The organism is Aquibacillus albus (genome assembly GCF_016908325.1).
Classification (GTDB): Bacteria; Bacillota; Bacilli; order Bacillales; family Amphibacillaceae; genus Aquibacillus_A; species Aquibacillus_A albus.
In genome coordinates, this window is the sequence record NZ_JAFBDR010000012.1 from 18,582 (window position 1) to 33,502 (window position 14,921).

9 protein-coding genes are annotated in these 14,921 nt (G+C 37.2%); 8 read left to right on the top strand and 1 reads right to left on the bottom strand.

Going from position 1 to position 14,921, the window contains the following annotated elements; translation table 11 throughout:
* Positions 1-169: 169 nt before the first annotated feature.
* Positions 170-2,569: a glycoside hydrolase family 2 TIM barrel-domain containing protein gene (locus JOC48_RS11525; protein ID WP_204499843.1), complete on the bottom strand. Its 2,400-nt coding sequence runs from the start codon at positions 2,567-2,569 to the stop codon at positions 170-172.
* A gap of 217 nt (positions 2,570-2,786) precedes the next feature.
* On the opposite strand from JOC48_RS11525, the gene JOC48_RS11530 reads away from it, so the two are divergent.
* The 8 genes from JOC48_RS11530 (at position 2,787) to JOC48_RS11565 (ending at position 14,882) form a co-directional block, all read left to right on the top strand.
* Positions 2,787-3,638 (top strand): helix-turn-helix domain-containing protein, encoded by an 852-nt coding sequence (locus JOC48_RS11530; protein ID WP_204499845.1) that lies wholly within the window; start codon positions 2,787-2,789, stop codon positions 3,636-3,638.
* 153 nt (positions 3,639-3,791) lie between these two features.
* Positions 3,792-5,180 (top strand): MATE family efflux transporter, encoded by a 1,389-nt coding sequence (locus JOC48_RS11535; protein ID WP_204499848.1) that lies wholly within the window; start codon positions 3,792-3,794, stop codon positions 5,178-5,180.
* A gap of 74 nt (positions 5,181-5,254) precedes the next feature.
* Positions 5,255-7,681, top strand: a complete 2,427-nt coding sequence (locus JOC48_RS11540) for a glycoside hydrolase family 2 TIM barrel-domain containing protein (protein WP_204499851.1) — start codon at positions 5,255-5,257, stop codon at positions 7,679-7,681.
* Between the two features lie 627 nt (positions 7,682-8,308).
* Positions 8,309-9,331, top strand: a complete 1,023-nt coding sequence (locus JOC48_RS11545) for a Gfo/Idh/MocA family protein (RefSeq protein WP_338024287.1) — start codon at positions 8,309-8,311, stop codon at positions 9,329-9,331.
* Position 9,332: 1 nt separating this feature from the next.
* Positions 9,333-10,376 carry a Gfo/Idh/MocA family protein gene (locus JOC48_RS11550; protein WP_204499853.1) on the top strand — a complete coding sequence of 348 codons (1,044 nt, stop codon included), beginning with the start codon at positions 9,333-9,335 and terminating at the stop codon, positions 10,374-10,376.
* Between the two features lie 273 nt (positions 10,377-10,649).
* A complete protein-coding gene (locus tag JOC48_RS11555; protein ID WP_239584330.1) occupies positions 10,650-12,632 on the top strand; it encodes an ABC transporter substrate-binding protein in 1,983 nt (660 codons plus the stop codon).
* A gap of 78 nt (positions 12,633-12,710) precedes the next feature.
* A complete protein-coding gene (locus JOC48_RS11560) occupies positions 12,711-13,709 on the top strand; it encodes an ABC transporter permease subunit (RefSeq protein WP_204499855.1) in 999 nt (332 codons plus the stop codon).
* A 3-nt stretch (positions 13,710-13,712) separates the two neighbouring features.
* A complete protein-coding gene (locus JOC48_RS11565) occupies positions 13,713-14,882 on the top strand; it encodes an ABC transporter permease (protein ID WP_204499857.1) in 1,170 nt (389 codons plus the stop codon).
* Positions 14,883-14,921: the final 39 nt, after the last annotated feature.

Here is a 14,921-nt window from a genome sequence, read left to right on the forward strand (position 1 = left end):
TAAGTTCCTATAAATATTCTTCTAGTACAGTAGGAGCTCTTTAGGCGGGGCTCCTTTTGCTAGTTATCATACCTGTCCTGTTTCGTATTTTGTTTTATTTACGAAAACACTCGGCAAAATTAAAAGTCCATCTTTTGTAATAATTGCAAAAGATGGACTTTATACTTAATTAGTTTGGTACCTTCTCTAATTCCTGAACAGTAATCGGTATTTGGGTTGTCTCTAAGTTCGCTGATTTCGCTGTTACAACAATCTGTCCTTCCTCCGTTCTAGACCGGACAAAAGCAACAAGTTTACCTTGATATGCGTTCCTTTCTTTTGAACTATAAGGTTCTAAATCTTGTATGTTACCACTCTCGATACCTATAATATCTCCAGGCCCCTCTATGGAAAGCTCAATTTTATCCTCTGCTATAGAAACAGGATTTCCATTTTCGTCAACAATTTGCATTTCAATATGAGTGATATCCTGTCCATCCGCTTCTAATTCAGGATAGTCTACTTCGACAGCAAGCTTTTTAGGGCTTGAAGCGGTAACCAGCTGGTGCGTGTATTCTTTACCATCCTTATCCTTGGCGACTACTTTTAATTCCCCTTCTTCAAAGGCTACATCCCAGTTTAAATAACTATCTGCATCTAGTAACCGTTTTGTTCCTAAAGACTTTTCATTCATAAATAGCTCTGCTTCTTGACAGTTCGTATAACAGAAAACATCCAGTTGATCGCCTTGATTCCAATTCCAGTGAGAATCCCCCATCCATCTACGTTTGCGTTCTGCCTCGGGATCGTCCTTTCGCATTGCTGCTAGGAATACCATTGGCTTTTCGCTCCACAGACTTTGTCGGTAATAGAAGCTAGATTTTTTATTACCAGCAAGGTCTAAAAATCCAGCTGGAGCAGCCCGAACTGGCCAGCCTTTTGCTTCACCTAAGTAATCAATACCTGTCCAGATAAATTGTCCGCTAATGGCATCATTGTCTCTCACCTTTAACCATTGATCTAAACCAGGGCCATTTTCACTTCCATAAATAATGTGATCAGGATAATTTTTTAAATCATCTTCATAAAGATGTTCTTTATAATTGTAACCAACCACGTCCAAGGCCTGTGCATAACCAGTTAGGTTAGAGAGTTCTGGGAATGCTAAGGCTGATGTAACAGGTCTAGTCGTATCGCATTCTTTCACATAGTGAACAAGTCGCTTAGCGATCGTTGTGAGTCGTTCAGCATTTGGTTTATTAGGATCATATGCTCTTTCAGCTGCAGGTTTATTTGAATCATTATTACCTGTCATAGATTCAAAATAAGGATGGCAGTAAGGGTCATTAGGATAATCTATTTCATTGCCGATACTCCATAAAATAATTGATGGGTGGTTTCTATCTCTTAAAACCATCTCCTTAATATCTGTTTCGCCCCATTGTGGAAAATCTTCATAATAACCAAAGTGTTTAGGAGGATAGACATTGTGTCCAGTCGACCATTTGTTTTTCACACCTTCCCACTCGTCAAAGGCTTCATCCATAACAAGAAAGCCCATACGGTCACACAAATCAAGCAAGTTTGGTGCTGGTGGATTATGACTCATTCTTATCGCATTACAACCCATTTCTTTAAGAGCTTTAAGTCTTCTAACCCACACTTTTTCAGGAACTGCAGCACCTAATCCACCGGCATCATGGTGAACACAAACTCCTTTCATCTTCATATTTTGACCATTAAGGAAAAAGCCTTTCTTCGCATCAAATGAAAATGTACGGATACCTGTGGTTGTTGTTATGTTGTCAATTACTTGATTATCTTTTATAATCTCTGTCCTTATGGAGTATAAATAAGGCTGTTCAGGTGACCAAACTTGGGGGTCACTTACAGTAATCGTTTGATCCACGTTCAAGCCTGATTCGCTTGCAATGCTTTTAGAGTCAACAGATGAACCTACGATATTTCCGCTTTGATCGAATAAAGTATTTTTTATTTCTATATTCTCCGCATTGGTAGTCTCATTCGTTAATTGTGTATTAATTGCTACAGTTGCTAGTTCGTTAGTAACTGTTGGTGTAGTCACAAACACACCATACTGATTGATATGAATTTGATCTGTAATGGTAAGGTAGACATCCCGATAAATGCCAGAGCCTGTAAACCACCTAGAGTCAGCAACATCTTTATGGTTCACCTTTACAGAAACAACATTAGAGTTTTCAAAATCAACAAAATCTGTAATGTCATATGTAAAAGTACTATATCCAAATGGCCTTTTCCCGATGTAATAACTATTGCACCATACCTGTGAGTTGTTATATATTCCCTCAAAGGTAATATATACTCGCTTTCCTTTTAATTCATCAGGGAGGTTAAAGTTTTTTCTATACCAGCCCTTGCCAGCAGCTACGTAACCGGTTCCACTAGAATGCTCCTTTGAAAATGGCTCTTCGACGGACCAATCATGGGGAAGGGTAACATCACGCCAGCTTGAATCATCATAACCTTTGTACCATGCCTTTGGTTCGTCTCCTCTGAAAAATTTCCAATCCAAGTTCATGCTATTAATCATTCTTTCTTTTCCCATTTTTTTGCCCCTTTCCAGTACATTCATTTTTTATTTAAAATTCATTGTTCCTACATTCATAAAATTGCAATCCGTTAAAATATGTTGTACATTCATATTAAACTTAAAACACTTGAATTTGATTAGTTTCATAGTTTAATTATATTGTCATAAGTAACATTAATGAATGGATTATATTGCTAGAAATATGCACAAAATTGCTAAAGGGGTAACAATTATGATTAGTATTTCTGGAAATGCATTGGACTATTGGAATGAACATGGGATAGAAGATAATGAACGTTTATTAGCAGTAAATTGTTGTGGGTATCAGAAGTTAATTACCAAGGATTTGACTCGGCAGCGTGACAATGGAAGAGTGGATTTTCAAATAATATACATTGTAGGCGGACAGGGAACCTTTTATTTTGAAAATAAGCATACATATGTTTCTAGCGGACAAATTGTTGTTTATTCTCCTAATCAATCTCAACATTACAGTTACTATGCGAGAGATTACACGGAAGCATATTGGATTCATTTTACTGGTTATGCGGCTCAAGAATATTTGGAACAGTTTGGTTTATTAAACAGTTCGATTCATACAGTAGGAATGATGAATGAGGTAGTAGCATTATTTGAAAAAATAATTTATGAACTAAACATGAATAAACCTTTATCCGAGCATATGACAACTGCAAATCTTATCGAATTACTCACTCTATTAGGCAGAAAGCTACAAAATAAGGGAAATCGGCTAAAATCTGATTATCATGAAGATATAAACAACATAATACAAATAATGCATGAGCAGTATAATAAAAATCTTATCATAGAAGATTTAGCCAAGATGTGTAGTTTAAGTATTTATCGGTTCATTCATAAGTTTAAAGCTGTAACAGGTACGACACCAATAAAGTATATTACTAGTGTTCGTATCAATGAAGCGAAAAGTCTCCTTTCAGAGACATCTCTTAGTGTGCAGGAAGTTGCGTCCGTTGTTGGCTATCATAATCCATTATACTTTAGTAGGGTGTTTCGCAATGCTGTTGGAATGCCACCAAGTAGTTACAAAGAGCAATTCCATTAACTTGATATTATGCTTAGTTGGAAGTTTTAATTAGATCGATTGTCAAATATGGGGGAAAGAAAGAGTTTGACAGAATAATATTTTTTATAAGGAGGTCCTTTGTTATGCACTCTTATTTGTGTAAGCACTTACATTAATTAAAGGAGGTTTTTAATGACTAATGTAAACCAAACTACTTCTACCCTTAAAAAAAATACTCTATTTGCTATCACTTGGCCGATTTTTATTGAAGTGTCTTTACAGATGCTGATGAGATTTTCAGATGTGTTTATGCTCAGTTTTGTTTCAGATGATGCGGTAGCTGCCATCGGTGTTGTTAACCAAATAATGGGGTTTACCTTCGTCCTTTTTAATTTCACTGCCATGGGATCAGGTGTTGTTGTCTCTCAATATGTTGGTGCAAAGAAGCCCAAGGAAATAAGTGATACAGTTATTCATGCCATAGTGATTAACTTACTATTTGGTATTTTTATAAGTAGTCTTATTATAATGTTTCGCTATCAGTTCCTAGATTTGTTTAATTTATCTTCCTCTTTAGTAGCGTTTGCTGATATTTATATGATTGTTGTTGGTGGGACATTATTTACACAAGCGATGGTCTTAACGATTAATTCCATTTTACAAGCGAAGGGATTCACTCAAACGGTTATGTACGTTGCGATTGGAATGAATCTATTGAATATCCTTGGAAACTATTTATTTATATTTGGTGTATTCGGTGTACCTCAGCTAGGGGTTACTGGTGTGGCGATTTCAACTGCAGTATGTCGTGCAGCAGCAATGGTAGTGTTATTTATGCTATTGTATAGGTCTCTTGATGTGAAAATAAAATGGCAAGATATGTTTAGGCTAAATACATATTTCACCAAAAAAATCATGAAGATTGGTGTTCCTGCTGCAGGTGAGCATTTATCGTATAATACAAGTCAAATTATTATTACTGTTTTCATAACCATGCTCGGTGCGACGGCCTTAGCCACACGAGTGTATACACAAAATTTGATACTTCTAATAACCGTTTTTTCGATGTCCATTTCTAAAGGTACGCAGATTTATATTGGTCAGTTAGTTGGAGCAGGGAAAATAGAAGAGGCATATCATCAATTATTTCGAAGCCTAAAATTTGCTTTGAGTCTAGCAATTGTTACTGCTTGCCTGTTTGCTCTTTTGGGTAAGCCGTTATTTAACCTATTCACAACTGACACGGACATTATTTATATCGGTTCGATTCTCTTATTGATAGGGATCATTTTAGAGCCAGGTAGAACGTTCAACCATATTACTATGAGTGGACTCCGGGCTTCTGGTGATGCTACCTTTCCAATGATGATGGGTATCGTTTCGATGTGGGGAATAAGTGTTCCGTTATCTTATCTATTTGGAATTACATTAGGCTATGGATTGATTGGCATGTGGTTCGCCTTTGTCATAGATGAATGGGTCAGGGGAATCGTTATGTTATTTAGATGGAAAAGTCGTAAGTGGGAAGGTATGGCTGTGGTAGAACGAAATAATAAGCAAAAGGAGGTAAGAGAGATGTGACACAAAACTCTTAATAAATTAATTTAAAATATTAAGTTTTAGACAAATAAAATTGGAGAGGAATGAATGTCAAAATGGGGAACTTTTCGAGATTAAGAGAATCATTTGATTTTAATTGGAAATTTACAAAAGGAGATCCTGCCAACGCAGAAGCAAAACACTTTGATGATGGCAATTGGAGAAAGTTAACCGTTCCGCATGATTGGAGTATTGAAGGTCCATTTAGCAAGAATCATAAAGCAGGTGGAGATGGAGGTTACTTGCCAACAGGAATCGGTTGGTATAGAAAACACTTCCACATTAAGGGTAAAACTAACTTGGAAAAGGTTTTTATAGAATTTGACGGTGTTTATTGTAATAGTGAAGTGTGGATTAATGGCAATTACCTAGGGAAACGCCATAGCGGTTATTCAGGATTTCAATATGATATTACGAGCTATCTAGAAGAAGAAAACGTGATTGCTGTTCGGGTCGATAACTCTCAGCAACCTAGCTCAAGGTGGTATACGGGTTCCGGTATTTATCGACATACTTGGCTAGTATATACGAATAAAGTATATGTACCATTTAATGGCACGTACATTACAACACCAGAGGTTTCGGCTGAATCTGCTATCATTCATGCTAAAACAAATGTCGTGAATCAAGAAAATCAATCACAAAACGTAATGCTACATACTACTTTATTTAATAGTGAAAATAAGGAAGTTGGGGAAGTAAAGACGGATTGTGTAATAGATACTGGTGATACTTTTGAATGTTCACAGAAGCTAGAAATTGCTAACCCGAGTTTATGGTCAGTAGAAAATCCTTATCTATATAAACTAAAAACGAAAATTCTTATCGATAACAAGATAGTAGATAAGGTGGTTACACCAATTGGTATAAGAAAAATCCACTTTGATAGTGAAAAAGGCTTCTATCTCAACGATCAACAGGTGAAAATAAATGGCGTTTGTTTACACCATGATGCAGGTGCAGTTGGTGCTGCAGTTCCTGAAAGGGTATTGGAGCGCAGGTTAGAAAAACTGAAGGAAATGGGTTGTAATGCCATCCGTATGAGTCACAACATTCCATCTCCGGAAATGCTCGACCTTTGTGATCAAATGGGTTTTTTAGTAATGGATGAACCCTTTGATGAATGGATGATCTACAAATCGAAAGCGATTGCGGATGGACGTAAATTAAAAGAGGATGAGCATTTTGGCTATTTTCAATATTTTGAAGAGGATTATGAGAAGGATCTTACATTCATGTTGCACCGGGATCGCAACCACCCAAGTGTGATTATGTGGAGTGTTGGTAATGAGATACCTGAACAGAAAGTATTGGACGGTCATAAAATCTTAAAGAAATTAGTAGATATTTGTCATCAAGAAGATCCTACTCGACCAGTAACAGTTGCTTGTGATCAAATAAAAGCAGAGCCGGAAGAAGCACGTCAAGAATTTTTGGAACTGTTAGATGTCGTTGGTTATAACTATGTCGACCGCTGGCGCACACGTACAGAGACCTATTACACAGAAGATAAAATGGAAAACCCGCATTGGAAAGTAATAGGTAGTGAAAATAGATCAATTCAAAGTGTTAGAGGAGAATATGTTTTAGATAATCAATCATCTAGTTGGTGGAGAGGGCCATATCATACGAATATGATCCGAGTCGAGCAACTGTGGAAATTTACGAAAATGAATGACTATGTTGCTGGTGACTTTATGTGGACAGGTATTGACTACCTTGGAGAATCTAGATGGCCGAAGAAAAATTCTAGCTGTGCGCCGATTGATTTATGTGGATTCCCTAAAGATGCCTTCTATTTCTACCAAAGTCAGTGGACCACTGAAGACGTGTTGCACGTATTCCCGCACTGGAATTGGGAGGGGATGGAAGGAAAAGTAATCCCGGTAATATGTTATACCAATTGTGATAGTGTCGAGCTGTTCGTGAATGGTAAATCATTTGGTGAAAAAAGTTATGAATTCCCTTTACAAGGAATGTCAGAAAAATATGGCCATTATGAAAAGCCATTTCAATATCCGACCACAGCTGATCTACATTTATCATGGGATGTTCCTTATGAGCCAGGTACAATAAAGGCGGTAGGAAAGAAAAATAATCAAGTTGTTCGCTCAGAAACAATTACGACTACAGGATCTCCACATCAAATACGATTAACTGCAGACAGAAGTAAACTAATAGCAGATCAAAGAGATGTTAGTCATATCACAATAGAGATACTTGATGAAAATGGTCGCGTTGTTCCAACTGCAGATAACGAAATATTGCTTACAGTTGAAGGTGAGGGTACATTAATTGGCCTAGATAATGGAAATCCGAAGAGCCATGAGGATTTTAAGTCTAATCGTCGTAAAGCATTTAACGGATTAGCTCTAGTGATTATTCAGTCAACATTAAATGCTGGTAAAGTTAAAGTAACAGCAACCGCAAAAGGACTGGAAACTGCTTCTATTTTGCTTGATACAGAGCAATTATATGATTAGAGTTTATAAAGTTGATAGTGGCTAGCCGAGTGCAGTTGTATCAGCAGATTTAGTTGAATAAAGTATGATGGATGACAAGTAATATCTATTACTTGTCATTTTATTTTTATCGAACAGCTTAAATTAGTTGCCAACTAAATTCTATCCGCATGGTAAGGCAATGAATATTACGCCAAGTCAAGTGTCCGTGCGATTGGAGCGGTGTTGCTTGTTATAATCTTAGTTAAATTAAGCGCTTTCATATTTTTAAAAAATATCACATCCTAGAAATTGTTTAGTTTGTGAAATAGATGTATAAAACAAACTAAATTTAATGGGATTAGAAGGTCATTATAAACGGCTCTCTTACAAGGTAAGCGTTATTTTATACAGCTTGATTTTGAATAAAATTCTTGAAACTGGTAAGTGGAAGATCCTGGTTTGAGAAAGCTCAACTAAATATCCCATACTGTCTTTTTGTAGTTAAGCGCTTTCCCTTTTTTACATTACTTAACACCACATTAACACTAGGTTAATAATCGTCTCTTATAGTAAAGGTAGATGAAAAATAGTAATCATATTCAGGTAATTTTATGACGTTATTACATCGAAGTGTTTTTTGGAAAATCATATTTACATAAAAAGGGAGTGAGCATTCTGGTTAATGTAGCATTATTAAGTAGATGGCATGTTCATGCGGATGATTATGCTAGACAGGCAAACCAAAACAATAATTTATCTATTCAGCTAGTGTGGGATGAACAAGCAGAGCGAGGGAGAAAATGGGCGGATGAGCTTGGTGTCGCCTTTGAATCTAAACTAGAAAATGTATTGGAAAATCCTGCAATTGATGCAGTTATCGTAGGTACACCAACGAATCTACATAAAGAAGTGATTATGCAAGCTGCTAAGAACAAAAAGCATATATTTACAGAAAAAGTATTAGCGTTTACCGTAGACGATTGCCAAGAGATTATGACTGTAGTAGAAGAATCTGGTGTCCACTTAATGGTTTCGTTACCACAATTAACAAAGGGAAATTATTTATATGCACAACAAACCGTTAATCAAGGGTTACTCGGTCAGATAACGATGGTGCGGTGTCGAAAGGCTCATAATGGTGCGGTACCACAAGAAGGCAAACCAAATGGCTGGCTTCCGGACCACTTTTTTGACCGAGAAGCGTGTGGAGGAGGTTCTTTAATTGATTTAGGGGCACACCCGATTTATTTAACGAATCGATTAGCAGGGCCAGCAATAAGTTTATCTGCTAGATTACAAACAACAAGTGAAAAGTATGAAGTCGATGATAATGCTGTTGTGATGGTTGAATATGAATCAGGGGCTCTTGGTGTGATTGAATCAGGATTCCTATCTCATGGAAGTCCGTTTCAGTTAGAACTATATGGCACGGAGGGAACATTATTAATAGAAGCTAATCAGATTCGACTTAATAGTAAGCAGACTGGAAAAGATTGGGTTGTGCCAGAAAATGTACCAGAGGCATTACCGATGCCGATGGAACAATGGGTAAATATGATGACAGACAATCAGGAACCAACCATAACGAAAGATGATGTATTCAATTTAACATTAATTAATCAAGCTGCACTACTGTCAAATCAACAGGAAAAAACAGTATATCTTACGGAACTAATGGGAGGCAAATAAGATGTCAAATACGTTACGAGTGGGAATTATTGGTGCAGGTGGAATTGCGACAGGAGAACATATTCCAGCTTATTTGAAATGTGAGGAAAAAGTGGAAATTGTTGCAATTTCAGATGTTATTGAAGAACAGGCGAAACAGGTTGCAGAGGAGTTTAATATTGAAAATTACTTCACCAACTATGAAGAAATGTTTCAGGAAGTGGAGATAGATGCAGTCAGTGTATGTACACCAAACAAATTTCACGCACCGGCAACGATAGCTGCACTTCAAGCTGGGTGTCATGTGTTATGTGAGAAACCACCAGCAATGGCTGTAGTGGAAGCCAAACAAATGGCAAGTGAAGCAGAGAAGGCAGGAAAAATTTTAACCTATGGCTTCCATTTCCGTCACAAGCCAGAAGTAGAGACATTAAAGCGGTTTGTCGATGGTGGTGAACTGGGAGAAATATATGCCGCTCGTGTGTTGGCGGTACGAAGACGTGGTATTCCAGGCTGGGGTGTATTCACCAACAAGGAGCTTCAAGGTGGAGGACCATTAATAGACATTGGCGTCCATATGTTAGATACGGCGCTTTACTTAATGGATTATCCAGAACCAGATACTGTTTTCGGTGTCACTTATCAAAAGTTAGGTAACCGTAAAGGTGTTGGCCTGGCTGGTGATTGGGATTGGGAAAACTTTTCGGTTGAAGATATGGCTCGTGGCATGATCACGTTTAAAAATGGTGCTTCGATTTTACTAGAAACTGCTTTTGCTGCCAATGTTGAAAAACGCAAGGAAATGAATGTTAAATTGATGGGTGATCAAGGTGGAGCCGATGTATTTCCATTAAAAATTTATCAAGAAAAACACCAAGCTTTAACCGATATGACACCAAAGTTTTTGCCCGAAAAAGGTAATCATGAGCTAGAAATTGAGCGTTTTGTTGATGCTTGTTTAACTGGTGGACAACCACTAAGTACACCTCAACAAGGTGTGATTCTACAACAAATCATCAATGCGATTTATCAATCAGCTGAAACAGGTGAGCCTATTAAGCTTTGAAAGTAATTTTTCTTATTAATGGCAGGTTAATGTTCAACTAGATTTTACTCAGTTACTTAAATGGAAAGCTTATCAAGCTTATTTAACTGAAAATCTATTTTATGTTATTAAAACAAATATTATCTTAACCCGGACTAAATAAACACACTTCTTAGATTAAAAAAGATGATATTTGTTTTTTTTATATTTTTAATTCTTATCGGGAGGTGTAAAGGAGTCATTTTTTTGCTGTAAATAGTAATCATATATTTTTTCTTACAGGAGGAGAGTAAATTGAAAAAAAGGTTAATAGTCTTTCTTAGTTTAGTATTACTTTTATCGTTCCTAACGGCATGTATGGGGTCAAGTGAGGGATTAGCTACCAGCGAAACAGGTGATGAACAAGAAACTGAAGCAGAAAAAGAACCTGTTGAAGAGGTAGATCCTTCAAGCATAAGTTCCTATAATGAAGCACCAGAACTAAAAGAACTTGTTGAATCAGGCAAAATCCCGTCAGTAGAAGAGCGTTTACCGGTTGCAGAAGATGTCATGGTTGAAGAGGTTTATGAGGAAACTGGTGTTTATGGTGGAAATATAACTATTCCTTGGAAGGGTGCTGATGATGAATGGACAGTTGGTAAACCGACAGAGGAACCTCTTTTCCGTTTTAATGAAGATGGAAGTAGAGTTGAACCTAACGTAGCTAAAGGGTACGACGTTAATGATGATGCAACAGAATTTACTATTTATTTAAGGGAAGGAATGAAATGGTCAGACGGCGTGCCTTTTACCGCAGATGATGTTTTATTCTATTGGGAACACATGCTGACAAAGGAGACTTTTGGTAAATCAGTTTATGATGCATACTTCTCTGTTGATCCCGAAACAGGAGAGAGACACATGGCAGAAGTTACAAAGGTAGATGATTATACCTTTAAAGTGACACATAAATTCTCTAGTCCAGATTTTTTAAAGCGTGTTGCAATTGATAACAAGTGGTTCTTTGCTCCTGCGCATTTCCATAAAACAATTCTTCCTGAGTTTGTGGGAGAAGAAAAAGCTTCTGAAATTGCCACGGAGTGGGGATTTGCTGATGTTAAGTCATTCTTAAAGGCGACAGGGTATTACTACTGGACAAATGTAGAAATTCCAACACTAAGGGCTTGGGTTGCTAGTAACGACCCACACAGTGAAGAATTTGTTATGAAGCGTAATCCATACTACTGGAAAGTTGACAAAGAAGGTAATCAACTTCCATACGTTAATAACTTTATTGCTAAGAAAATTCAAGATCCAAGTCACGCTATGCTTGGTATGCTTGGTGGGGACTTTAACTTAGGTAAATTCTTAGTTCAAGATTTTACAGTTTTAAAAGAAAATGAACAAAAAGCAGATTTTCGAGTTTTATTATGGCCATCGGTTAACTTTACTAGTGCGGCTATCGTATTAAATCAGGGTGTTGAAGACAATAATTTGCGTAGCTTAGTCCAAAATATAAAGTTCAGAGAAGCGCTATCTGTAGCTGTTGATCGTCATGAGGTAACAGAAATTGTTACTAATGGGATAGGAGAGCCAATCCAAGCTTCTGTTCCAGAAGGTTTAGTAGGGCACCAAGAAGGTTGGAAGGATCAGTGGGCAGAATTTAATCCAGATCGTGCCAATCAACTACTAGATGAAATCGGTCTTACGGAAAAAAACAGTAATGGTTTCCGTTTATATGAAGATGGATCCGTTGTAACACTTACTATTACAGATCAAAACCAAGCGTCGGCAGAATTCTTGGAGTTAGTTAAAAATTACTACGAAAATGTAGGTGTTAAAGTCAATATTAAATTTGTTGACCCTGGAACTTACTCAGACCAGTTATATAACAACCAACTTCAGGCAACTACAGCAATTCCATCAGTGGTCAACGTTGCATTACGCCCTGACGTACTTGTACCGTTAAGACTTGGCCAACCATGGCAAGGTGACTTCGGATTATACCGTGAATCAAACGGTGAAGAAGGTACAAAACCAGAAGGCGAGATTGCTAAGTTAGTAGAAAACTGGGATAAATTAAGAGCTGCTTCTACGGAAGAAAAAGCAATGGAATACGCAAATGAAATTTATAAGCTACACCACAAGAACCAGTGGTTACTTGGTTATGCAGGTCCAACACCAAGTTTAGTTGTAGCTGCAAACTCTTTACGTAATGTACCTGAAGAAAGATTCTTTGCTGATGAATTCCGTGAAATCGGACATGGTCATCCGGCACAATTCTTTATTAAAGAATAAATCATGGATTATAAGTTAGTGGGGAACCCTTTTCCCCACTAACTTACAACAATACTACATGAAAAGAGGGTAAAGAGGGTGCTTAAATATATATTAAGAAGAATAATTTTAGTAATTCCCGTCCTTATATTGGTTTCGGTTATTGTTTTCTTTATTATTCAGCTTCCACCAGGTGATTACGTTACGCACTTTGCTGCAGAAATGGCTGCTCAAGGGGAAACACTGACACAAGAAGAAATGGATGAATTGAGAGCAACGTTAAATTTAGATCGCCATTGGTTTGTTCAATATTTATTTTGGATGAAAGATATTCTATTACACTTTGACTTTGGTCATTCTTTTAACTACGACGAGCCTGTAACTGCTGTTATTGATCGTTATATGGCGTTGACATTAATTGTATCATTTATAACGATGGCATTCACTTACTTAGTTGCTATCCCTATTGGTATTTATTCAGCTGTTAAACATTATTCAATTGGTGATTATATTGCATCAACAATAGGTTTTCTCGGAATGGCAACACCGAACTTTTTATTAGCGATTATTTTAATGTACTTTTCCTATGTCAATTTTGGTGACCCACTGTTAGGTCTTTTCTCTAGTGAATATGAAAATGCTGCATGGTCGTGGGGGAAGGTTTGGGACCTAGCGAAGCATATGGTAATTCCAATTATTGTTATCGGTACCGCTAGTACTGCCGGTTTGATTCGTATCATGAGAGGACAATTGTTAGATGAAATTAACAAACCAAACGTTGTAACAGCACGCTCAAAAGGTTTATCTGAATCGAGAATTTTATTTAAATATCCGACTCGTGCTGCATTGAACCCAATTGTTAGTACATTCGGTTGGACATTATCGAATATATTTACAGGTTCAACGATTACTGCAATTGTTTTAAACCTACCTATCCAAGGTCCAGTTATGTATAACGCGCTCTTAGGTCAGGATATGTATTTGGCAGGAACATGGTTATTATTTATGGCAATCCTAACTGTTCTTGGAACATTAATCTCGGATATTCTACTTGCATGGCTTGATCCGAAAATTCGAACCGAGATAAAGGGAGGGTAATGAATGAAAAGGTTGCCTTTATCCAAAAAACTATTTAGTAAAAACAACACCGATAATGAGGTTGGGTCTAAAATTCCTACAGATAACACGGAGGATTATTATGCTTCCCAATGGAGCTTGATTTGGAAGAAATTAAAAAAGCATAAATTAGCCCGGTTTAGTTTAGCTTTTCTAATTATCTTTTACTTAGGCGTTATCTTTGCTGATTTTATTGCTCCCCAAGGGTTACAAGAATATCAGAGTGATTACTCAAATACTCCACCAATGCAAATTCATTTTTTTGATACAGAAGGGAACTTTCACCTTCGTCCATTTGTGTATGGAATAGAGAGTACCAGGCACCCTGAGACATATAGGAAGGTCTTTGTCGAGGATCGAGATGTGATGTATCCCATTCAATTTTTTACAGAGGGAAAAGAATATAAGTTATTAGGGTTAATCCCAACCAATATCCATTTATTTGGAGTAGAGGAGCCGGGTGAGATTTTTATATTAGGTACAGACGGAATGGGACGAGATTTATTTTCACGTCTTGTGATAGGAAGCCGTGTATCTCTAAGTATACCACTTGTAGGGGTAGCGATTAGTTTGGTTATTGGGTTGATTCTAGGCGGTATCTCTGGATATTTCGGTGGGTGGATTGATGCGATTATTCAACGTATCATTGAACTATTTCGGTCATTTCCAACCTTACCATTGTGGATGGCCTTATCTGCTGCGATTCCGGCAGGGATAGACGTTGTGATGATGTATCTTTATATTGTTATCATTATTTCATTTATTGAATGGACCGGTTTAGCACGGGTTGTGCGTGGGCAGTTTATGTCATTGAAAAATGAGGAATATGTATTGGCTGCCAGGATTGCTGGTGTTAGTACACCAAAAATCATTTCAAAGCACCTTGTACCAGGAATTATTAGTTATTTAGTAGTTGCGGTTACCTTAGCAATACCAGGAATGATTTTAGCCGAAACAGCGATGAGCTTCTTAGGTCTTGGTATACGCTCACCAGCAACAAGTTGGGGTGTGTTACTACAAGAGGCACAGCAAATTGATAATGTTGCACTTTATCCTTGGAAACTAATACCATTATTCTTTGTTATTTTCTCAGTTCTTTGCTTTAACTTCTTTGGGGATGGACTAAGAGATGCTGCTGACCCATATAAGAGGTAGCCATTCTGTTCATAAAGTACAGTGAGTTGATGCTATAGA